We start from the raw sequence: 20,515 nt of genomic DNA, 5'->3' as shown, positions 1-20,515 counted from the left end.
CCACACCCCGGAGCCGTCGACCCGGCTCCTCCGCCCGACCACAGGAGACCCCTCATGCCGCGTCCGACCGCGCTCCCCGACGAGCCCACGGTGCTCGTCTCGACCTACCTCGAGCCCGGGCTGGTCGAGAGGATCGCCACGGAGCTGTCCGTCGAGGTGCTCTACGACCCGGCGCTGCTCCCGACACCGAGGTACGGCAACGACCACGGGGGAGTGCGCCCCGAGCTCTCGGCCGACGAGGAGCAGCGCTGGCTCGACCTCCTGGCCCGTGCGGACGTCGCCTTCGACTTCGACTGGCGCGCACCGGAGCAGATGTGGGCCAACGCGCCCCGGCTCGTCTGGGTGCAGGCGACGAGCGCGGGCATCGGCGGCTTCGTCAAGCGGTACGGGCTGGACGGGGGAGAGGTCGTGCTGACGACGGCGGCCGGCACCCACGCCCGGATGCTGGCCGAGTTCGCGCTGGCCGGCGTGCTGCACTTCGTCAAGGACGTCCCGCGCCTCAAGGCACACCAGGGCGAGCGGCGCTGGGAGCGGCACGTCAGCGGGCAGCTGGCCGGCCGGCGGGCCACCGTCGTGGGCCTGGGCTCGATCGGGCGCCAGGTCGTCGAGACGTTCACCGCGCTCGGGATGCGGGTCACCGGTGTCGGGCGCGAGGGGAGCACCTACGAGGTGCCGCCGGGGACGCAGGTGGTGACGACGGCGCGGCTCGACGAGGTCCTGCCCACGTCCGACGTGCTCGTCCTTGCGATCCCGCTCACCGACGAGACCGACGGCATGATCGACGCCGGCCGGGTCGCCGCGCTGCCCGCCGGCGCGATCGTCGTCAACGTCGCCCGCGGCCAGGTCGTCGACGAGGCCGCGCTCACCGAGGGGCTGCGCTCGGGTCGGCTCGGCGGCGCCGCGCTCGACGTCTTCGAGGTCGAGCCCCTCCCGGCCGAGTCACCGCTCTGGGACATGGACACCGTCCTCGTCTCTCCCCACTCCGCCTCCACCGCGGCCACGGAGAACGAGGTCCTCGTCGACCTCTTCGTCGAGAACTTCCGACGGCTGCGCGACGGCCGACCGCTCGTCAACCGCTACCACGCGGACCGGGGGTACTGATGCGCCCGTCACCGCCCCGCCCCGACGCCCTCGGTGCGCGCTCGTGAGCCTGCGCCGGGGTCTGGCGGCCCCCAACTTCGCCCGCACCCCCGAGGAGCTCGTCCGGCTCGGGGTCCTCGCCGAGGAGGCGGGCTTCGACGGCTTCTTCCTCTGGGACCACGTCGTGTTCGCGAACGACGGTCGCGGGCCGGACGTCCAGGACCCGTGGCTGGTCCTCGCGCTCGTCGCGGAGCGCACCGAGCGGATCACGATCGGCACGATGATCACGCCCGTGTCCCGGCGACGGCCCTCCGTCCTCGCGCGGCAGACGACGACGCTCGACCTCATCAGCGGCGGACGCCTCGTGCTCGGCGTCGGCATCGGGTCGCCGGCGCGCGGCGACTTCGAGCTCCTCGGCGACGAGGCCGACGCGGTCGTGCGGGCCGAGATGCTCGACGAGGGGCTCGAGGTCCTCCAGGGACTGTGGAGCGGCGAGCCCTTCTCCCACGAGGGCCCGCACTACACGGTCACGGACGTGCGCTTCACCCCCACCCCGGTCCAGCGACCGCGCATCCCGGTCTGGGTGGGGGGCACCCTGCCGCGACGCCGGCCGATGATGCGCGCGATGCGCTGGGACGGCGCCGTCCCGATCACGTGGGCCGACGGACGCCTCGCCCGACCGTCGGTGGAGCAGATCCGGTGGGTGCGCGACCTCGCCCGGACGCACCGCGACGGCGGGGACCGCGACTTCGAGCTGGCCGTGTGGGCGGAGGTCGCCGAGGACCCGCGCTCCCTGGCGGGCGAGCTGCCGGACTACGTCGAGGCGGGCGCCACCTGGTGGATCGAGACCGCCAAGCCGGAACCCGGGTGGCACGACGAGCTCGTCGCCCGGATCGAGAAGGGGGTCTAGCGGCGTCCGTCCGGACCGGCCACGGCTCCCCGGCCGCGCGGCACTACGCTCGGACGGCCGGGGTGCGCACACGCTCGTGGACGGAGGGGTCATGTCGCAGCTGACCGTGAGCATCGTGGGGCTCCGGGCCGTCGAGGCGCTCGCCGAGCACGGGTCCATCGCGGCCGCGGCGGCCGCCCTCGGCTACACCCCGTCGGCGGTGTCGCAGCAGATCGCCCGCCTCGAGCGGGACCTCGGGCAGTCCGTCATCGAGCGTCAGGGCCGCCGGGCCGTGCTCACGACGTCCGGCGCGATCCTCGCGGACTCCGCCCGGCGGATCATCGTCGAGCTCGAGAGCATGAACGCGACCATCCAGGCGCAGGCCCGGACCGTGACCGGGCCGGTGGGCGTCGCCGCGTTCCCCAGCGCCGCCCGGGGCATCCTGCCGAGCGCGATGGCGCGGCTCCTGCGGACCTGGCCCGACCTGGCGCTGCGGGCCGTCGAGGTGCCGTCGCACCGGGCCGCCCAGCTGGTGGGCTCCGGCGCGGTCGACATCGCGGTGGTCCACGACTGGCAGGGCCTGCCGATGGAGGTCGCGGACGGGCTGCGGGCCGAGCACCTCGGCGACGACGTCTCGGACGTGCTCGTGCACCAGGACCACCGCAGCGCCGCGGGCGAGGAGGTCGACCTGCGGGACTTCGAGGGGGACCGGTGGCTCTACGAGCCGGGCTCGGTCGCGCACGAGCTGCTGGAGCAGGTCTTCGGGGCGGCCGCCGGGGACCTCGTCCTCGGGCACCAGGTCAGCGAGTACCCGACGCAGGTCGAGATGGTCGCCGAGGGGCTCGGTGTCGCACTCGTCCCGCGGATGGGACGGGGCGCCCTGCCGGCGTCGGTGCGGGTGGTGCGGCTGTCCTCGCCGCCGATGCGTCGGATCCACGCGCTGTGGCGGGCCTCGGGCGACGGCCGTCCGGCCATCACCGCCACCGTCGAGGAGCTGGCCCGTACGTGCCGGAGCGGGACGCTCTCCGCCTGAGGCGCACCGCGACCCAGCGTGCGGGGCGTGCCGTCGGCCGGGGCCGTCAGTCCTCGGGCGTCGGCAGGGTGAGGATGCCGCGCTCCTCGCGGGCGCGGGCGGCGGCCATCACGACCGCGGGGTCGGCCGCGAGCACGTCGGCGCCGGCGGCGTGGGCGAGCAGCAGCCGGTCGAGGTCCGCCACGGGCGCCCCGACCTTGAGCTCGACGGACCGGGGGAGGGCGGCGGCGAGCAGCGTGACCGTCGACAGGGGCGGGCGCGCCCCGCCGAGCTCGAGGGAGTCGAGGCCGACGTGGTCGGCGAGGACCACGAGGTCGTCGACGTGCTCCTCGGTGTCGGGACCGGTGACGTGCAGGCGCAGCCCCGCGGTGGCGGCGCGCGTGACGTCGCGCAGGGCCTCCAGGCGCGAGACGACGGTCCGCACGTCGTGCCCCACGAGGTCCTCGGTCGAGAGCGTGACGCGCAGCTGGTCGGCGCCGTCGGCGAGGGCGTCCTCGGCCTGGGCGAGCACCAGCTGGAAGGCTCCCCACTCCCGCAGCGGCTCCGTCGACCCCAGGTGGGCGGTCACGCGCTGCTCCGGCGTGAGGAAGGTCCGCAGGGCCGCGACGCGCTCGGGGGCGCAGGTGACCCCGCGCAGCCCGTAGGCGGCGGCGCGGCGGGAGGTGCGCTCGACGTCGAGGAGGGACCACCAGTCGGGGGAGGTGTCCTCCTCGAGCATCGTGGCCACCATGCTCGCCGTCAGGGCGCGGCCGGGCCGCTCGCGGCGCGGGGCCGTGCTGGTCGGTGCGGTCACGAGGGGCTCCTCAGGCCGGGGTGACGGCTCGACGGGCGAGGGAGTCACGGGCGGTGTCGATGATGCGGGCGACGGCGTCGGCGGTCTCGGTGACGTCGGCGCCGAGGACGGCGGGTGCGGAGTCGTCCGCGCACGGCAGGACGACGAGCACGGGCAGCGTCGCGAGGCGCGGGACGGACAGGCACGACCGCAGCAGCCCGCCGCGGTCGAGCGCGGCCACGGGGGAGTCGACGACGACGAGGTCGAAGTCGTGGTGGTCGAGCACGACGCCGGCCTTCGCCGCCTGGGTCAGGCTGCGGCACAGCAGGCCTCGGTCGGTGTAGCGCTGCCGCAGCTCCTCGGCCCGGTCCGCGGTCTCCGCGAGGACCAGCGCCCGTCCGGAGGCGGAGAGCACCTCGCGGACCGACGAGTGCACCGGCTCGGCGGTGCGTCCCGTGCCGTCCGGGCCGGCGACGAGGACCAGCGGGACGTCGGCGAGGTTCGGGTCGGTGCGCAGGCGCTCGACGAGGTCCCAGCGCGGCTCGCCGGGGACGCGGTCGCCGGTGACCACGGCGGTGGGCCGCCGGCTCGCGGCGGCGGCGCTCACGGTGGCCGGGCCCGAGCGGGAGACGACGTCGCCGGGAGCGGTGCCGAGCAGCCCGGCGACCCGGTCGGCCGCGACCCCGTCGGTGTCCGCCACGACCGTCCCGGCGGGGACGCCCGAGGCGGCCGCGTCCGGGCGCGGCGGCAGGGGGATGACGCAGGTGAGGGTCGTCCCGGTGTCGGGTCGGGAGGTGGCGGTCAGCCGCCCGGCGTGGGCCTCGACGACGGCGCGGCTGATGCTCAGGCCGAGGCTGGCCCCGTCCGCGCCACGGCCTCCCGTCGGGGTGGACGCCGAGTGGTCGAAGAGGGTGGCGAGCGAGGCGGTGGACACGAGCGGCCCGTGGTCGGTGACGCCGATGCTCGCGGCGCCGTCCCGGACCTCGGCGACGACGCGCACGGAGCCGTCGACCGGGCTGTGCCGGACGGCGCTGCCGAGGATGTTGGCGACGGCCTGGACGAGCCGGTCGGGGTCGGCCATGAGGTTCGTCGGCCCGGCCGAGGTGACGCGGATGCGGACGTTGCGGCTGTCGGCCTGCGGCTCGACCTCCTCGACCGCGCAGCGGATCACCTCGTCGAGGTCGACCGGGACGAGGTCGAGGGTCAGGCCGTCGGCGCCGGTGCGGGAGCGCTCGAGGTCGAGGACCCCGTTGACGGTGCGCACGAGCCGCTCGGTGCCGCTGAGCGCGATGGCGGCCATCCGGTGCACGGCGGGGCTCGCCGGGCCGGCGGCGCCACCGGTGATGAGGCCGAGCGCGCCCCGGATCGAGGTGAGGGGGGTGCGCATCTCGTGGCTGACGACGGAGAGGAACTGGGCCCTCAGCAGGTCGGCGTGCCGCTCGTCGGTGACGTCCTGCAGCGTGCCACGGACCACCGCGGTCGGGCCCTGCTCCTCGGCGCGCGCGAGCACCCGCACCTCGAGGAGGTCGCCGCGGGGCGAGGAGACGCGGCACGTGAAGTCGACCGGCGCCCCGGTCTCCGCGGCCCGGCGGATCTCCGGGACGACGACGCGGGCCGCGTCGTCCGGGTGGACGGCCTCCATGACGCGGGTCGCGTCGAGGGGCTTCGGCCCGGCGGCGAGCCCGAGGATGCGACGGAACTCCGGGCTGACGCACACCCGCCCGGTCGTCGGGTCCCACGACCAGGAGCCGACCCGGGCGAGGGCCTGCGCGGCCTCGCGCTCGGCGAGCACCTCGGCGTCGGCGGCGGCGCTCGCGGCGGCGGTCGCGTCCAGGTGCTCCGTGTGCCGGCGGACGTCGCGTAGGAGCTGCCGGGTGGCGGCCAGCACGCCGAGCAGCGCGAGGCCCGAGGCGACGCCGGCCACCAGGGCGAGGGCGGCCCGGGTCTCCAGGGGGCCGCCGACGGACCGGGCGAGGGCGATGACGGCCCAGGCGGCGAGGACGGAGGTGACGAGGGCGGCGCCGAGCGCAACGGTCAGCCGCTGCCGGCCGCGGGCCAGCGCGACCTCCGTGGGGGTGCGATACGTGACGTCGCTCATGCGCGCAGGAGGACGTCGCGGAGGCGGTCGGGGAGGGTCATCGGGTCGAAGGGCTTCTCGAGGACGGCGAGGACCGGGGCGTCGCCGACGCCGTCGCGGACGGCCTCGCCCTTCGCGGTGAGCACGACGATGGGCAGCCCTGCGGCGCCGGGCAGCTGCGCGATGGCCCGCGCGGTCTCGGCGCCGTCCATCCCCGGCATCATCATGTCGAGCAGGACGACGTCGGGGAGCCGGACCCGGCAGGCCTCGACGGCGTGGGCGCCGTCGACCGCCGTCTCGACGCTGAAGCCACCGACCGACCGGAGGCTGAGGGATGCGACCTCGAGGACCAGCTCGTCGTCGTCGACGACGAGCACGTGCCAGGGCGAGGTGGCTCCCTCGATCGTGTTCATGCGGGCAGTGTGGGCCAGCGACGCGGGCGCCATCCGGCGAAAGGCGGCAGGGACGGCCGTTCGGCCATCGTTGGGTCGCGCGATCGGCGCGCGAGGGGGTGCTCCCCCTACGCTGCGGCGGAACCGGACGAGGTGGTCGACCGGCGGCAGGAGGGTCGCGATGCGCACGGACACGGTGGTCCCCGCCGCGATGGTCCCCACCGCGACGGCCTCGGCGGTGGAGAACCTCCCCGCACGCCGCGTGATGACCTACCGGTCGGTGCCCGGCGCCCGGGGGCGCTTCGTCGCCGTGGGCGGCGGGGTCCGCGAGATGTTCGGCCTCGGCCGCGAGGAGCTGCTCGCCGACGACGCCTTCTGGGAGTCCAGGCTCCACCCCGCCGACCGCCGGGCGGCGCTCGCGCGCGAGGAGAGCGGGCTCGAGCGCGGGATCCTCATCTCGGAGTACCGCTTCGTGCGCAACGACGGCCGCCTCGTGTGGGTCCTCGACGAGGCGACGGTCGTCGAGGACGAGGTGCACGGGCCCGTGTTCGACGGGGTCTTCGTCGACGTCACCTCGCTGCGGCGCTCGGAGCTCAAGGTCGCCGCGCACGGTCGCCTCGTCGACCGCACGAGCGCCGGAGCCTCGCTCGCCGAGGCCCTCGACCCGCTGCTCCGGACGGCGCTGGAGCTCTGCGGCGCCGAGCGCTGCGAGGTCTCGTTCCGCTCCGGGCTGCAGGTCTCGGCGGCGGCCGCGGCCATCGACGCGGCGGGCATGTCGCCGCAGGACGTGACGCGGACCGGCCTGCAGGGGGAGGAGATCCGGCTGCGGGCGGTGCCGTCGCCCGAGACCGACGACACGCTGGAGTGGCTCGAGGTCATGAGCCTGCGAGCGCAGAAGATGCTCGAGGACCGCGCCCGCTCGCTCGAGTCCGCGGCCCTGCTCAGTGCGACGCTCGAGTCGACCGTCGACGGCATCCTCGTCGTCGACCGCCACGGGCGGCTCGCCGGCTGGAACGAGAAGTGGGTGCAGATGTGGGGGGTGCCGGCGGCCCTCCTGGAGGCCGGCGACGACGCCGCCGTCATCGCGGCCGTCGTCGCCCAGGTCGCCGACCCGGCGGCGTTCCTCGCCCGGGTCGAGTACCTCTACACGGCGACCGAGGAGACGAGCTACGACGAGATCCTCTTCGCGGACGGCCGTGTCTTCCAGCGGTACTCGCGGCCTCAGAGCGTCGACGGCGAGATCGTCGGCCGGGTCTGGAGCTTCCGGGACATCACCGACGGACGCAAGCTGCAGGAGGCGCTCTCCTCGCAGCAGCAGCGGTTCCAGATGCTCGTCGAGCAGGTCAAGGACCACGCCATCATCCACCTCGACCGCGACGGCGTCGTCACCACCTGGAACGCGGGCGCCACCCAGGTCTTCGGCTACAGCTCCGTCGAGGCGGTCGGCCTGCCGGTCGCCGTGCTGCACCCGGAGGACGGCGCCGAGTCGCCCGAGGCCATCCTGCGGCGGGCCCGGACGCACGGCGTGGCCCGGGGTGAGGGCTGGCGGGTCCGCAAGGGCGGGGCCCTCGTCTGGATGAGCTCCACGGTCACCGCCCTGCGCGACGCCCGGGGGGAGCTGCAGGGGTACGCCAAGGTGACGCAGGACCTGACCGACCGCCGGGCCGCGGCGGAGGCGCTGCGGGCGCAGCGTCAGGTCCTCGAGCTGCTCGGCACCGTCGCGTCGGCGGCCAACTCCGCGCCGAGCGTGGAGTCGGCGGTCCACCAGACGCTGCGGGCCCTGCGGAGCTTCGGTGGGTGGGACCTCGCGCACGCGTGGCTGGCGCCGCGCGCCGACACCCCGTCCGAGGGTGACGGCGCGACGCGGGGCGGCGCGCCCGGGGCCGACCCGACGCACCTGTGGGTGGCCGTCGACGGGCTCTCGAGCACCCGCCTGCGCCGCGACGTCGAGGGTTCCGGCATCCTGTCGCTGCCGGTCGTCGCCGAGGCGATGCGTCGGGGCGGCCCGGCCTGGGGAGAGGTCGCCACCTGGGAGAACACGTCCTACACGCGAGCGGCGCGGGCCCTCGGCCTCCGGACCGCGATGGCCCTGCCGATCACCGTGCGCGACCGGACCGTCGGTGTCGTGCAGGTGTTCTCGCGCGCCGACACCCGCGTCGACCCGGGGCTCGTCGACGTCATGGCCCAGGTCGGCGTGCAGCTCGGCCGGAGCGTCGAGCGGCACCACGCCGAGGACGACCTCGCCGCCCAGGCGAGCGACCTGCGCGACCTCAGCGACCGCCTGAGCACGGTCCTCGACTCCGTCGACGAGGGCATCTTCGGCGTCGACGACCGCGGCGTCGTGACCTTCGTCAACCGCGCCGGCGCCGATCTGCTGCGGATGCCCCGGTCGGCGGTGCTCGGCAGCCTCGACACCGAGGTGCTCCACCTCGACGCGTCGCCGCAGGGCCTCCCGTCCGGGTCACGGCTGCCCACGAGCGGACGCCACGAGCGACCCGACGGGACCTCCTTCGACGCGGAGTGGGTGGTCTCGCCGATGCAGACCGGCCGCGGCGCCGTCGTCATCCTCCGTGACGTCGAGGCGGCCAGGGCCGTCGAGCGGATGAAGGACCAGTTCATGGCCATGGCCAGCCACGAGCTGCGCACGCCCCTCACCTCGTTGCGCGGGGCGCTGGGGCTGCTCGGCGGCGGCGCCGTCGGCGAGCTGCCGGGGCCGGCGTCACGGCTGGTCGACGTCGCGACCGCCAGCGCGGACCGCCTCGTGCGCCTCGTCGGGGACATCCTCGACACCGAGCGGCTGCGCACCGGCCGGATCGTGCTGCGCCACACCGAGGGCGTCGTCGAGGACCTCATCGCGTCCGCGGTCGCCGACACCTCCGCCGCGCGAGGGACGGTCGGCGTCCGGGTGGTCGCCCCCGACGGCCCGACCTGGGTGCGGGTCGACCCGGACCGCGTCGTGCAGGTCATCGCCAACCTCCTCGTCAACGCGGCGAAGTTCTCCCCGAGCGGGGCCGAGGTGTCGGTCACCGTCTCGCGCGACGACTCCTGGGCGACCGTCGAGGTCCGCGACGACGGGCCCGGCGTGCCGGACGGCATGCAGGAGAGGATCTTCGACGCCTTCGTCCAGGCCGACGCGAGCGACACGCGCGCCCACAGCGGGTCCGGCCTCGGCCTGGCGATCGCCCGCGACATCGTCCGCCTCCACGGCGGTGAGCTCGCCACCCGCAACCGCGCGCAGGGCGGCGCCTGCTTCACCTTCACCCTCCCGCTGCGGGGGACCGAGGGCGCCGTCCGGGGCCGTACGGCCTGACGTCCGACCCGGACCGGCCATCACGATCCCTCACCGGATCTTGAGCGCACCTTGCTGGTGCCCCGTGCGGCCCGGTCGATGAGGAGGGTGACGTCCACCGGCACCCGTCGGTGGCAGCCGTCCGAGGGATGGATCCCGGTGGCGGCGCTCCCGCGAGGTCCGTGGGTGCGCCGTCGTGCTCGTCGGTGACGAGGTCGTGGTCCCCCCACGTCCGGTCACCCGACCGCCCGACACCGACCGCCGGTGTCACCGACACCCCGCACCGACGGAAGGCCCTCCATGTCCCTCAGCGTTCCCGAGCCCCCGACGCGACACCGGCGACGGCGTGCGCCCCACCCGCTGGCCCTGCCCCTCGCCGCGAGCGTCGTCGCGGCGAGCGTGCTCACGCTCTCGACGACCGACGCGCTCTCGGCCTTCACCGCCCAGATCACCGACAGCGTCTCGACGGTCGGGGCCGGCACTCTCCAGATGACCGAGACCCAGTCGGTCGGGGGGGCGACGACCACCTGCACGAGCACCGACGGCGGCTCGGTCGCGACCAACTCCGCGACCTGCACGACGATCAACTCCTACGGCGGCGCGACGACGCTCGTCCCGGGCGAGAGCTCGACGAGCTCGGTGACGCTGTCCAACACCGGCACCCACGCCGCGTCGGGCTTCACCCTCGAGCCCGGTGCCTGCAGCCAGTCCGGTGACGTCTCCGGCAGCGCCAACGACCTCTGCGACACGCTCCTGCTCTCCATCGACCAGACCGTCAACGGGACGACCACCAACGTCCTGCGACCGACCAGCCTCGACGACTTCCGGGCGGCGAACCGTTCCGGCGGCTCCAGCGGGCCGCTGGCCCTCGGCGCGGTCGCGGCGGGCGCGTCCCGGACCTTCACGTTCACGGTGACCCTGCCCGCAGGAACCGGCAACGCCTACCAGGGCCTGACCGCCACCCAGGGCCTCACGTGGCTCTTCACCGCCGGGAGCTGACGGGCGCCGGCCGGCCCGCCGCAGGGGTGGTGGGGGCCGGCGTGGCGCTCGCCGTCCTCCTCCTGACCGCCCTGCCCCTGTGGGGCGGTATGCGCCTGTTCGTCGTGTCCTCCCCGTCGATGGGGGCGGCCGCCCCGGTGGGCACGCTGGTCGTCACGCGACCGGCGGGCACGGCGTCGGTGCAGCGCGGGGACGTCGTGGCGTTCTCGCCCAAGGACGGGTCCGGCCTGACCGTCGTGCACCGCGTGGTCGCGGTCGAGCCGTCCGGGAGCGGCCGGACCCTCGTGACCCGGGGCGACCTCAACGGCAGCGACGACCCTCACCCCGTGACCGACGAGCGGCTGGTGGGGCGCGCGGTCGCGCTCCTGCCGGGATGGGGCTACGCCGTCCGCGCCGTCCCCCTGCTCGGTGTCGGCGGGCTGCTCGTCCTCCTGCTGACCCGGCTCTGGCTGCGCCCGGAGGTCCGGGGTCCGGTCCGGCTCGTCGCCTGGTCGCTGCTCTACGCAGTGACGGTGCTGCGGCTGCGGCCCTTCGTCGGCGTCACGGAGCTCGCCGTCAGCTCGCCCACCGGCACCGGCGCGGGCGGCTCGCGGGTCTCGTTCGTCTCGACGGGGATGCTGCCGGTCACGGTGACCGAGCACCTCGGGCGGGCCGTCTCCGGGCCGAGCCACCTCTCGTACGGCGAACGCGGAGAGCTCGTCGTCCGGGCCGCCGGTGCGGGAGGACACGTCCGCCTGCACGCCCGGCCCGACCTCGGCTGGACCGCGTGGCTGCTCCTCTGGGCGCTGTGCCTCCTCCCCGTGCTCTGGACGCTCCTCGCCGGGCACCGGCGCGCGGCGGGGGAGCGGCCGGCGCGGGCCGCCGTGCTGCGGGCGGCGCACCCGGTGACGGGATGACCGGCCTTCCGCTGCGGGCGGTCGGCAGCCTCCTGGCCACCGCCCTCGCCGGGGTCGTCGGCGTGCTCGCCTGGTGCGGTGTCCCGACCGCCTCCGGTGCGTACACCGCCGGCACGGTCCACCGACCGAGCGTCACCGCGAACCCGAGCTTCACCTGCCAGGCAGCAGCGACGTCGGGTCGGGCCGGCGCGGCGGCCCTCGTCACCTATCCGTTCGCCGACTCCTCGGGCACGACTGCCTCCGACACCTCTGGCGCGAGCGGCTCACCGCGCAACGGCACGTACTCGAGCAAGGGCGTGACCTACCAGGCCACCGGGCCGTGCGCGCGCGACAAGGCGCGCGCGGTCACCCTCGACGGCTCGACGGGGATGGTGGCGGGGCCCTCCGCGACGCTGGCCGCGGCCACCCGCTGGAGCGAGGAGGTGTGGTTCCGCGGGACGAGCGGTGCCGGCGACCTGCTGGCCTTCGCCTCCTCGGCCACGGGCGACAGCGGGACGGGTGTCGACCGGCGGCTGTACCTCAGCTCGTCCGGGACCCTCGTCGCCGGGGTGCTCGCCGGGGGCACGACGGTCAAGACCGTGACGGGCCCCCGGACCTACACCGACGACGTCTGGCACCACGTGGCCGTGACCCAGGCGACCGCCACCGACCCCCAGCCCGGGCTGCGCCTCTACGTCGACGGGGTCCTCGTCGCCTCCGACAGCGCCGTGACGACGAGCTCCGGGCTCGCGCAGTACTGGCGGATCGGCAACAGCGGCCACGGGAGCAGCGCCACGCGCTGGCCGGGGGAGACCTCGACGACCGCCCTCGCGGGCAGCCTCGCCTTCGCCTCCTACCACACCTCCGCGCTCGCGCCGAGCGACGTGCTGCTGCACTACGCCGCCGGCCGCGCCGGCTACCCGAAGACGGGCCGCTGGTCCTTCGCCCGGGCCACGGCCGGCGACAGCACCATGTACCTGCGTCACTGGGCCTTCGCCCTGTACGTCAGCAGCATCTCGATGAGTGACTCCGTCGGGACGTACGACTCGACCTGGAAGGTCGAGTCCGGGCTCGCGGACTCGCGGTGCTTCTCGTTCCGGTCGACCAACTACCCGGACCGGCTCATCCGGCACACCAGCGCGATGCGGATGGTCATCGAGGTGCCGGACGGGACGGCGGCGTGGGACCAGTCGGCGACGTTCTGCCCGCACGTCGGCAACAACGGCGAGGGCACCTCGTGGTCGGCCTACGACGCCCCGACCCGGTACTGGCGCTCCTACGGCAACGAGGTGTGGCTGGCGTCGGACGGTGGGCCGAACTGGTTCGACACGGACACCAACTGGGCCGACGAGACGAGCTGGAACACCCGCCCGCCCGTCGTGCCCTGACGGAACGGCCGCCGTCCCGGGGGACGACGGCCGTTCCGTCGAGGGCGGTCAGCGGGCGCCGCTGCTCGTCGCGTCGGCGGTGGGCACGGTCTCGACGGGCACCGCGGCCGTGCGCGGCCCGCCGGCCGAGCGGCCGCGACGGGCGAGCCAGCGCTCGACCCTCCCGGCGAGGACGGTCAGCGCGTAGTTGACGAGGACGAACACCGCCGCCGCGACGATGTACGCCTGCAGCGTGTTGGCGTACGCCGAGCCGAGGGTCTTGGCCGCCGTCAGCAGCTCCGGGTAGAGGACGACGGTGCCGAGCGCGGTGTCCTTGAGCACCACGACGAGCTGGCCGACGAGCGCCGGGAGCATCGCCCGCAGCGCCTGCGGCAGCTGGATGCTGCGCAGGGTCTGGCCGGGGGAGAGGCCGATGGAGAGCCCGGCCTCGGCCTGCCCGGCCGGCAGGGAGTGCACGCCCGAACGCACGAGCTCGGCGATGACCGAGCCGTTGTAGAGGGTCAGGCCGACGACGACGGCGGCCATCGGGGCGTACTGGTTCGGCAGCCACGTCGCGGTGGCGAAGTAGCCGAAGAAGAGGAAGACCATCATGAGGAGCACCGGCACGGACCGGAAGAACTCGACGACGACACCGCTGACCCAGCGGACGGCGCGCACGTGCGACAGGCGCCCCATCCCGAAGACCAGGCCGTAGACGCCGGCGAGGACGACGGACGCGGCGGCGGCCTTGATCGTCTCCCAGAAGCCGGGCAGCAGGTACTCGCTCCACACGGCGGGGTCGGTGACGAACGGGGTCCAGAGGGCCGGGTCGAGCTGCCCCGCCTCGGACATCTTGCGGTAGACCACCCAGGCGCCGGCGACGACGAGGAGCACCCCGATGCCGGTGAGGACGCCGTGCCGCAGGCGGGCCCGCGGGCCGGGGGCGTCGAAGAGGACGCTGTCGCTGCTCATCGCTTGACCGCCAGACGTCGGGAGAGGGAGGTGACCGCGAGGCCGATCGGCAGGGTGAGGACGACGAAGCCGAGGGCGAAGACGAAGAACGTCGGCAGGCTCGCGCCCTCGTTCTCCGTGATCTGCGCGAGGAGGCCGGCGGCCTCGGCGGTGCCGAGGATGACCGCGGCGACCGTCGTGTTCTTGATGAGCGCGATGAGCGTCGAGCCGAGCGGCGCGATCGCCCCGCGGAACGCCTGCGGCAGCAGCACCTCGCGCATCGACTGGCCGAAGGTCAGGCCGATCGAGCGGGCGGCCTCGGCCTGCCCGGCGGGGATGGTGTTGACGCCGCTGCGGATCGCCTCGCAGACGAAGGCCGCGTGGTAGACCGACAGCATGATGACCGCCCACCAGTAGGAGTCGCGGGCCTGGTCCTCGCTCAGCTGCAGCCCGAGGATGATGCTCATCCCGAGGATGCTGAAGACCATGAGCAGCGTGAGCGGCGTGTTGCGCAGGACGTTGACGTAGAAGGCCCCGAGGGCGCGCAGGACGCGCACGGGGGAGACGCGGAAGACCGCGAGGACGGTGCCGACGACGAGGGCCCCGAGCGCGGAGAGCACCGAGAGCTGGATCGTCACCCAGAAGGCACCGAGGATGTCGTAGTTGCCGATGATGTCGCCCATCACCTCACCTTTCGGCCGGGGCGGTGGCCCCCGGTCCCGGCACCGCCCGCCCTCGGGGGGCGGGCGGTGCGCGGGAGCCGGTGGGCTGCGGTCAGGAGCAGGCGTCCGGGGTGGGCGGGTTGCCCGCCGGCGGCTTGTAGCCCGCCGGGCCCAGGTTCGCGTCGACGATCGTCTGCCAGTCGCCGTCGGTCACCATCTTCGTGATGGCGTCGGTGACCTTCTGGCAGGTGGCGGTGTCGCCCTTCTTGAGGCCGATGCCGTAGTTCTCCTGCGAGAACGGCTGGCCGACGACCTTGAGCTTGCCCTTGTACTGGTCCTGCGCGGCGTAGCCGGCGAGGATCGTGTCGTCGGTCGTCAGCGCGTCGACGCCGCCGGAGACCAGGGCGGTGACGCACTCGGAGTAGGTGCCGAACTCGCGCAGGTTGACCCCGGCGACCTCGTCCTTGACCTTCTGCGCCGACGTCGAGCCGGTGACCGAGCACAGCTTCTTGCCGTCGAGGCTGTCCGGGCCGGTGATCGAGGAGTCGTCGGCGCGCACGAGGAGGTCCTGGCCGGCGACGAAGTACGGCCCGGCGAAGGAGACCTTCGTCTTGCGCTCGTCGGTGATCGAGTACGTCGCGACGATCATGTCGACCTGGCCGGTGCTCAGCAGGTTCTCGCGCTGGGCGCTCGGGGCCTGGACCCACTGGATGTCGCCCTCGTCGTGGCCGAGCTGCTTGGCCACGTACTTCGCGACGTCGACGTCCATCCCCGCGTAGTCGCTGCCCTTCTTCAGGCCGAGACCGGGCTGGTCGAACTTGATGCCGATCTTGATGCCGTCGCCGCCGGAGCCCTCCCCGCCGTCGTCCGAGCCACAGGCGCTCGCCGTGAGCGCGAGGACCGCCGCTGCCGCGGCGAGTCCGATCCGGGTGCTCTTCATGTCGGTGTTCCTCCTGGTGTTGGTCGACTCGTGGTCGTCGGGTGGCCCGGTCGGCCGCCCCGGTCAGTGGGTCAGGATCTTCCCGAGGAAGTCCTTGGCGCGCTCGCTCCGGGGGTTGGTGAAGAACTCCTCCGGCGTGTTCTCCTCGACGATCTGCCCGTCGGAGAGGAACACGACGCGGTTGGCCGCCTTGCGGGCGAAGCCCATCTCGTGGGTGACGACGATCATCGTCATGCCGCTCTTCGCGAGCTCGACCATGACGTCGAGGACCTCGGTGATCATCTCGGGGTCGAGGGCCGAGGTCGGCTCGTCGAAGAGCATGACCTTGGGGTCCATCGCGAGCGATCGGGCGATGGCCACGCGCTGCTGCTGGCCGCCGGAGAGCTGGGCGGGGTACTTCTGCGCCTGGTGGGCGACGCCGACGCGCTCGAGGAGCTCGGTGGCGCGCTGCTCGGCCTCGGCCTTCTTCATCCCGCGGACCTTGATCGGTCCGAGCGTGACGTTCTCGAGGATCGTCTTGTGGGCGAAGAGGTTGAAGGACTGGAAGACCATCCCGACGTCGGCCCGCAGCGCGGCGAGCTCCTTGCCCTCCTCGGGCAGCGCCTTGCCGTCGATGGTGATCGAGCCGGACTCGAAGGTCTCGAGGCGGTTGATCGTGCGGCAGAGGGTGGACTTCCCGGAGCCCGAGGGGCCGATGAGGATGACGACCTCGCCACGACCCACCTCGAGGGTGATGTCCTTGAGCACGTGGAGGTCACCGAAGTGCTTGTTGACGTCCTTGAGGACGACCAGGGCTTCGCTCATGCACAGGAAACCTAGCGATGCCCCGGCGGCGGGTGGTCGTCAGGGTCGTCCCGTGGGGCGGATGGGGCGCATTGTGACCGTTCCGAGACCTCGCCGCACCTGCTGCCGTCGCCGGCTCCCTCAGGCGATCCACACCTTGCGCAGGGGCTCCTCGACCGTCCACCGCGTGCGCTCGCCGACGCTCAGCCGCACGACCGTCCCGGGCGCCAGCAGGATGCGCTCGCCGTCCTCGAACTCGACTGTGCCCGAACCGGACAGGACGACGAAGACCTCGTCCACCTCGGTGTCGCGGGCGGTGCCGGCGCTCATCTCCCAGACGCCGACCTCGACGTCGCCGACCGTGCCGAGGGTGCGCACGGCGGTGGTCGGCGCCCCGTCGAGCACCTCGTCGGCCGGCAGCGGCTCGTGCTCGAGGGGGAGGCGGGTCGCGTCGTCGGCGAGGAGGCGCTGGGGCATCCCCGGATCGTGCCACGCGACGGATCGAGAAGCCAGGAGGGCCCGCGACCGGGGAAATCCGGCGTGGTGGGAGGTGCGGGGCGGCGGATCCCGTGGACGGGTGCTCGCCCCGAGGTGGGCCGCTCGGGCATGATGCTCGGCATGTCCGTCTCCTCGGGTGCCGCGCGCGCCTCCCTCGCCGACGCCGTCCCGGACGTGTTCTGGACCGACCGCCCGTCGCTGCGCCCGGCGGCACGCCCGCCGCTCACGGGCCACGGGCACCGCGCGGACCTCGTCGTCGTCGGTGGGGGGTTCACCGGGCTGTGGGCCGCCGTCCAGGCCAAGGAGGACGACCCGTCGGCCGAGGTCGTGCTCGTCGAGCGCGGCCGGCTCGGCATCGCGGCGTCCGGACGCAACGGCGGGTTCGTCTCGCCGTCGCTCACGCACGGGCTCGGGCAGGGCGTCGCCTGCTGGCCGGACGAGGTGCCGACGCTGGAGCGGCTGGGGGCCGAGAACTTCGCCGGGCTGGCCGAGGCGGTGCAGCGGTACGGCATCGACTGCGACCTCCACGTGCCCGGCGAGCTGACCCTCGCCCTCGACGAGCGGCAGGTCGAGACCGTCCGCGAGGCGCACGCGCTGCACCGCGCGCACGGCGTCCCGACCGAGCTCCTCAGCGGCGCCGAGGCCCGCGCGCGCGTCGACTCGCCGCGCTACCTCGCGGGGATGCACGACCCGACCGTCGGCCTCGTCGACCCGGCCCGGCTCGTGTGGGGGCTCGCCGCGGCGGCGGAGCGGCTCGGGGTGCGGCTGCACGAGGACACGGCGGTCACCGGCCTCGAGCAGGACGGCGACGGCGTGCGCGTCGGCACCGAGTGGGGGAGCGTCCACGGCCGTCGGGTGGTGCTCGGCACGGGCGCGTTCCGCGGGGTCCTCAAGCGGCTCGCGCTCTACACGCTGCCCGTCTACGACCACGTGCTCATGACCGAGCCGCTCTCGGCGGCGCAGCTCGCGGCGGTCGGCTGGGAGGGTCGCGAGGGCCTGACCGACGCCGGCAACCAGTTCCACTACTACCGGCGCACCCTCGACGACCGCGTCCTCTTCGGCGGCTACGACGCCAACTACCACTTCCCGGGGCGCATCGACCCGCGGCTGGAGCAGTCGGCGTCGCACGACCTCCTGGCCCGCCACTTCCTCGGGATCTTCCCGCAGCTCGAGGGCGTCCGCTTCACCCACCGCTGGGCCGGCGTCATCGACACGACCTCGCGCTTCACCCCGGTCTTCGGCACGGCGATGGGCGGCCGGCTCGCCTACGCCGTCGGCTACACCGGCCTCGGGGTGGCCTCGACGCGGTTCGGCGCACGCGTGGCCCTCGACCTCGTCCACGGTCGCGACACCGAGGTGACCCGGCTCGGGATGGTGCGCCGCAAGCCGCTGCCGTTCCCGCCGGAGCCGATCCGCGGCCTCGGGGTGCGGCTGACCCGCGCGAGCCTGGCCGCCGAGGACCGCACCGGGCGCCGCAACGTGTGGCTCAGGGCGATGGACGCCGTCGGCATCGGCTTCGACAGCTGACCTTCCGGCGACCGCGGCACGGCGACGTCACCCCGGCAGGCGGCGCGCCTCAGGCGGTGCCGGCCTGCGCGGCGATGACGACCACCCAGACGACGACGCCGAGCAGGACCACCCCGGCGAGGACGCGCGGCATCCGGGACGACGGTCCACCACGCCGGCCGCGCGAGGCGAGGACGGCGGCGACGACGAGCAGCACGGCGATGACGAGCAGGATCACGAGGGCATCATGCCTCGTCGACGCGTGAGGGGCCCGGAGCGGTCAGGGCGCCGGCAGTTCCGTGCCGTCCGGAGGGGCCGAGTCGCCGGCTACGAGGTCGGCGAGACGGCCCGCGAACGCGACGAGCTGGTCCGGTCCGATGTCGGCGTGCGTCGGACCGAGAGCTGCCGTCACCCGCGGTGAGTCGAGGCTCGGGTAGAACTCGAGGAACGGCTCGATCTCGTAGCTCAGGGCAGCCGCACCGCGCGACCTCCTCGGTCCCGAGAAGCCGAAGACGGCCAGGTAGCGCGAGCGGTTGCTCGGGGGCGCGACCATGACCGACCGCGTGTAGGGACGCAGATAGACCGGGGAGTCCTGCAGGATCCGGCGCACCTCCGCGAGAGCACGTCCGAAGCCTGTCGCGTCCGCGTACGACTGGACCCGGGCCCACCGCTCCTCCTCGCTCGTGGCGCCGCCCGGCTGATCGGCCCGAGCATCCGCGGTGGGATCGGTACCGGTCTCCTCGCGGAGGATGAGGTGGTCACCCGACGGGGTCTCGAACCCTTGCAGCTCGACCACGGAGAGTGGGACGCCGTACTGCTCGCTGAGGTGGCGGGTGATCCGCAACAGAGCCTCGTCGGCCGACGTGCCCACCACCACCGCCGAGACCTCACGGGGGCTGTCCGGGTCCTCGGAGTCCAGCAGCCCTCGCACGAGCTCGCGGACGTCCTCGCTCGCACCCGCCAGATGAGGAGCGAGCCGTCCGTCCAGGTCCTCCGTGGACATCTCCGTGAGAAGGCTGACGTAGTCGAGGGCTTGAGCGGCGACCTCGCGGGCCATCCGGTCGCGCTTGAGCTCGACGATCAGCCAGCGGGAGCGGTTCTCGATGCACAGGAGGTCGAGGCGTTCCTTCGTGGGGAAGATCAGCTGCTGCGCGACGACGACCAGTCCGTCCCGCACGAGGTGGGGATCCGCTCTCACCCACGCCTCGAGCGCAGCCTCGCTGCGCGGAGGTGCCGCCACCAACCGTCGAGGCACCCCGTCCTGAGGTGCCGACCAAGCCGCGACTGAAACCACGAAGCCTCCTTCTGGGATGTCCTCCGTGCGGGAGGCGAGCTCACGGCTCCAGCTGCCGGCGAACCGTTTTGGCCCGCATCGCGCGTGCGCCCATGATTGAGGAGCTGGCGCCCACTGGCAAGGTCCGACGGCGGGAGGTCGGCAGGGTGACGCAGCGCGTCGGGCGTCAGCCGAGCACGACGGCGCTGCGAGCGCCGGTGTAGAGGGCGACGGCCGTCAGGAGGAGGGCGAAGGCGCGGGTGAGGTGGCGGGGGGTGACGAGCGTGCTGATCCGTCCGCCGACGAGGCTGCCGACGACGGCGACGGCCGTGAAGGTGGCGATGAGGGGCCAGTCCTGCTCGGCGGTCGTCGTCGTCACGCGGGCGGCGAGCGCGGTGGCGCTGTTGACGGCGATGACCAGGAGGCTGGTGCCGACGGCCACGGGCATCGGGAGCTGCAGCACGAGGATGAGCGCGGGGACGAGGGCGAACCCACCGCCTACCCCGAAGAACCCGGTGAGCAGGCCCACGAGGGTCGCGGTGACGACGAGCCTGACCACCCGGGGGCAGGCGCACCGCAGGGGGCGCAGGGTGAGCATCGGGTCGTGGGGGCCGCCGGCGGGGTCGCCACCGGTGGGGTCGGGCCGGAGGGAGCGGCGCAGCATGAGGCCGGCGACGAGGAGCATGAGCACGGCGAACGCCGCAAGCAGCACGGCCGCGGGGATGTGGGCGCCCGCGGCGGTCCCGGCGACCGACCCGGCCGTCCCCAGCGCGCCGAAGGCCAGGCCCTGCCCGAAGCGGACGTTCCCCCGGCGGGCGTGCGGGACGAGCGCGATGAGCGAGGTGGCCCCGACGATGAGCAGGGAGCTGGTCGTGGCGTGGTGCGGGTCCTGGCCGAGGAGGTAGACCAGCGCCGGCACGGTGAGGATCGATCCGCCGCCGCCGAGGGCGCCGAGGGACAGACCGATGAGCAGTCCGACGGGGAGGACGAGGGCGGACACGGTAGGGCTCCTTGGGTCGAGGTGCCGGGGGCAGGGCCTCGGGGTGGGATGAGGTTCACCTGCCCCCGGCGGTCGTGGCGACCGTGCCGCAGAGCGGCGTGGTCGCCACGGAGGGCGCCGTCGGGAGGG

19 protein-coding genes are annotated in these 20,515 nt (G+C 74.3%); 8 read left to right on the top strand and 11 right to left on the bottom strand.

The annotated features are described in order from the left end of the window. Positions 1-54: 54 nt before the first annotated feature. The 3 genes from HL663_RS14775 to HL663_RS14765 all read left to right on the top strand — a co-directional run bounded on the left by HL663_RS14775 (position 55) and on the right by HL663_RS14765 (position 3,002). Positions 55-1,101 carry a D-2-hydroxyacid dehydrogenase gene (locus HL663_RS14775; protein WP_173029074.1) on the top strand — a complete coding sequence of 349 codons (1,047 nt, stop codon included), beginning with the start codon at positions 55-57 and terminating at the stop codon, positions 1,099-1,101. Positions 1,102-1,144: 43 nt separating this feature from the next. Beyond that, the gene (locus HL663_RS14770; RefSeq protein WP_173029073.1) at positions 1,145-1,990 is read left to right on the top strand and encodes an LLM class flavin-dependent oxidoreductase; all 846 of its coding nucleotides are present in this window, start codon (positions 1,145-1,147) and stop codon (positions 1,988-1,990) included. A 91-nt stretch (positions 1,991-2,081) separates the two neighbouring features. Beyond that, positions 2,082-3,002, top strand: a complete 921-nt coding sequence (locus HL663_RS14765) for a LysR family transcriptional regulator (protein WP_173029072.1) — start codon at positions 2,082-2,084, stop codon at positions 3,000-3,002. A gap of 46 nt (positions 3,003-3,048) precedes the next feature. Here the strand turns inward: HL663_RS14765 and HL663_RS14760 are convergent, their stop codons facing one another. From HL663_RS14760 to HL663_RS14750, 3 genes are read right to left on the bottom strand one after another with little or no spacing between them, the layout of a single operon-like run. Then, positions 3,049-3,795, bottom strand: a complete 747-nt coding sequence (locus HL663_RS14760; RefSeq protein WP_173029071.1) for a beta/alpha barrel domain-containing protein — start codon at positions 3,793-3,795, stop codon at positions 3,049-3,051. Positions 3,796-3,805: 10 nt separating this feature from the next. Beyond that, entirely contained in the window at positions 3,806-5,872 is a 2,067-nt protein-coding gene (locus HL663_RS14755; protein ID WP_173029070.1) for a sensor histidine kinase, read from the bottom strand. Then, on the bottom strand, positions 5,869-6,264 hold the full coding sequence (locus HL663_RS14750; protein ID WP_216842580.1) for a response regulator: 396 nt from the start codon (positions 6,262-6,264) through the stop codon (positions 5,869-5,871). The genes HL663_RS14755 and HL663_RS14750 overlap by 4 nt, the downstream gene beginning before the upstream one ends. Before the next feature lie 160 nt (positions 6,265-6,424). On the opposite strand from HL663_RS14750, the gene HL663_RS14745 reads away from it, so the two are divergent. The 4 genes from HL663_RS14745 to HL663_RS14730 all read left to right on the top strand — a co-directional run bounded on the left by HL663_RS14745 (position 6,425) and on the right by HL663_RS14730 (position 12,794). Further along, positions 6,425-9,553 (top strand): PAS domain S-box protein, encoded by a 3,129-nt coding sequence (locus tag HL663_RS14745; RefSeq protein ID WP_173029068.1) that lies wholly within the window; start codon positions 6,425-6,427, stop codon positions 9,551-9,553. Positions 9,554-9,832: 279 nt separating this feature from the next. Further along, positions 9,833-10,531 carry a hypothetical protein gene (locus HL663_RS14740; protein ID WP_286175679.1) on the top strand — a complete coding sequence of 233 codons (699 nt, stop codon included), beginning with the start codon at positions 9,833-9,835 and terminating at the stop codon, positions 10,529-10,531. Positions 10,532-10,572: 41 nt separating this feature from the next. After that, positions 10,573-11,427: a signal peptidase I gene (locus HL663_RS14735; RefSeq protein WP_173029067.1), complete on the top strand. Its 855-nt coding sequence runs from the start codon at positions 10,573-10,575 to the stop codon at positions 11,425-11,427. Next, complete coding sequence (locus HL663_RS14730) at positions 11,424-12,794, top strand: AbfB domain-containing protein (RefSeq protein WP_173029066.1); 1,371 nt, start codon at positions 11,424-11,426, stop codon at positions 12,792-12,794. Before HL663_RS14735 ends, HL663_RS14730 begins: the two co-directional genes overlap by 4 nt. 48 nt (positions 12,795-12,842) lie before the next feature. Here the strand turns inward: HL663_RS14730 and HL663_RS14725 are convergent, their stop codons facing one another. The 5 genes from HL663_RS14725 to HL663_RS14705 form a co-directional block, all read right to left on the bottom strand. Next, entirely contained in the window at positions 12,843-13,745 is a 903-nt protein-coding gene (locus HL663_RS14725) for an amino acid ABC transporter permease (protein ID WP_173029065.1), read from the bottom strand. Next, on the bottom strand, positions 13,742-14,407 hold the full coding sequence (locus tag HL663_RS14720) for an amino acid ABC transporter permease (RefSeq protein ID WP_173029064.1): 666 nt from the start codon (positions 14,405-14,407) through the stop codon (positions 13,742-13,744). The genes HL663_RS14725 and HL663_RS14720 overlap by 4 nt, the downstream gene beginning before the upstream one ends. Before the next feature lie 91 nt (positions 14,408-14,498). Then, on the bottom strand, positions 14,499-15,326 hold the full coding sequence (locus HL663_RS14715) for a glutamate ABC transporter substrate-binding protein (protein WP_173029063.1): 828 nt from the start codon (positions 15,324-15,326) through the stop codon (positions 14,499-14,501). A 63-nt stretch (positions 15,327-15,389) separates the two neighbouring features. Then, positions 15,390-16,130 carry an amino acid ABC transporter ATP-binding protein gene (locus HL663_RS14710; RefSeq protein ID WP_502709031.1) on the bottom strand — a complete coding sequence of 247 codons (741 nt, stop codon included), beginning with the start codon at positions 16,128-16,130 and terminating at the stop codon, positions 15,390-15,392. Between the two features lie 120 nt (positions 16,131-16,250). Then, a complete protein-coding gene (locus HL663_RS14705; protein WP_173029062.1) occupies positions 16,251-16,586 on the bottom strand; it encodes a cupin domain-containing protein in 336 nt (111 codons plus the stop codon). 141 nt (positions 16,587-16,727) lie between these two features. Between HL663_RS14705 and HL663_RS14700 the strand changes: the two genes are divergently transcribed. Then, complete coding sequence (locus HL663_RS14700; RefSeq protein ID WP_216842579.1) at positions 16,728-18,134, top strand: NAD(P)/FAD-dependent oxidoreductase; 1,407 nt, start codon at positions 16,728-16,730, stop codon at positions 18,132-18,134. A gap of 49 nt (positions 18,135-18,183) precedes the next feature. Here HL663_RS14700 and HL663_RS14695 read toward each other — a convergent pair whose 3' ends face one another. From HL663_RS14695 to HL663_RS14685, 3 genes are all read right to left on the bottom strand, one after another. Continuing rightward, on the bottom strand, positions 18,184-18,351 hold the full coding sequence (locus tag HL663_RS14695; protein ID WP_173029060.1) for a hypothetical protein: 168 nt from the start codon (positions 18,349-18,351) through the stop codon (positions 18,184-18,186). 42 nt (positions 18,352-18,393) lie between these two features. Then, a complete protein-coding gene (locus HL663_RS14690; RefSeq protein WP_286175676.1) occupies positions 18,394-19,290 on the bottom strand; it encodes a PDDEXK family nuclease in 897 nt (298 codons plus the stop codon). A gap of 283 nt (positions 19,291-19,573) precedes the next feature. Next, positions 19,574-20,386, bottom strand: coding sequence for a sulfite exporter TauE/SafE family protein (locus HL663_RS14685; protein ID WP_216842578.1), 813 nt, complete (start codon positions 20,384-20,386; stop codon positions 19,574-19,576). Between the last annotated feature and the right edge of the window lie 129 nt (positions 20,387-20,515).

It is taken from the genome of Arthrobacter sp. NEB 688, assembly GCF_013201035.1.
In the GTDB taxonomy this organism is placed as follows: domain Bacteria; phylum Actinomycetota; class Actinomycetes; order Actinomycetales; family Dermatophilaceae; genus Phycicoccus.
The sequence above is the reverse complement of the archived record's forward strand: the minus strand, read 5'-3'. Positions and strand labels throughout refer to the sequence as shown.

Bases quoted from the DNA above. Each gene is read 5' to 3' on its own strand.
- HL663_RS14775 (WP_173029074.1), top strand. From the start codon at position 55: ATGCCGCGTCCGACCGCGCTCCCCGACGAGCCCACGGTGCTCGTCTCG.
- HL663_RS14725 (WP_173029065.1), bottom strand. From the start codon at position 13,745: ATGAGCAGCGACAGCGTCCTCTTCGACGCCCCCGGCCCGCGGGCCCGC.
- HL663_RS14755 (WP_173029070.1), bottom strand. From the start codon at position 5,872: ATGAGCGACGTCACGTATCGCACCCCCACGGAGGTCGCGCTGGCCCGC.
- HL663_RS14700 (WP_216842579.1), top strand. From the start codon at position 16,728: ATGTCCGTCTCCTCGGGTGCCGCGCGCGCCTCCCTCGCCGACGCCGTC.
- HL663_RS14745 (WP_173029068.1), top strand. From the start codon at position 6,425: ATGCGCACGGACACGGTGGTCCCCGCCGCGATGGTCCCCACCGCGACG.
- HL663_RS14720 (WP_173029064.1), bottom strand. From the start codon at position 14,407: ATGGGCGACATCATCGGCAACTACGACATCCTCGGTGCCTTCTGGGTG.
- HL663_RS14705 (WP_173029062.1), bottom strand. From the start codon at position 16,586: ATGCCCCAGCGCCTCCTCGCCGACGACGCGACCCGCCTCCCCCTCGAG.
- HL663_RS14715 (WP_173029063.1), bottom strand. From the start codon at position 15,326: ATGAAGAGCACCCGGATCGGACTCGCCGCGGCAGCGGCGGTCCTCGCG.
- HL663_RS14765 (WP_173029072.1), top strand. From the start codon at position 2,082: ATGTCGCAGCTGACCGTGAGCATCGTGGGGCTCCGGGCCGTCGAGGCG.
- HL663_RS14710 (WP_502709031.1), bottom strand. From the start codon at position 16,130: ATGAGCGAAGCCCTGGTCGTCCTCAAGGACGTCAACAAGCACTTCGGT.
- HL663_RS14740 (WP_286175679.1), top strand. From the start codon at position 9,833: ATGTCCCTCAGCGTTCCCGAGCCCCCGACGCGACACCGGCGACGGCGT.
- HL663_RS14730 (WP_173029066.1), top strand. From the start codon at position 11,424: ATGACCGGCCTTCCGCTGCGGGCGGTCGGCAGCCTCCTGGCCACCGCC.
- HL663_RS14750 (WP_216842580.1), bottom strand. From the start codon at position 6,264: ATGAACACGATCGAGGGAGCCACCTCGCCCTGGCACGTGCTCGTCGTC.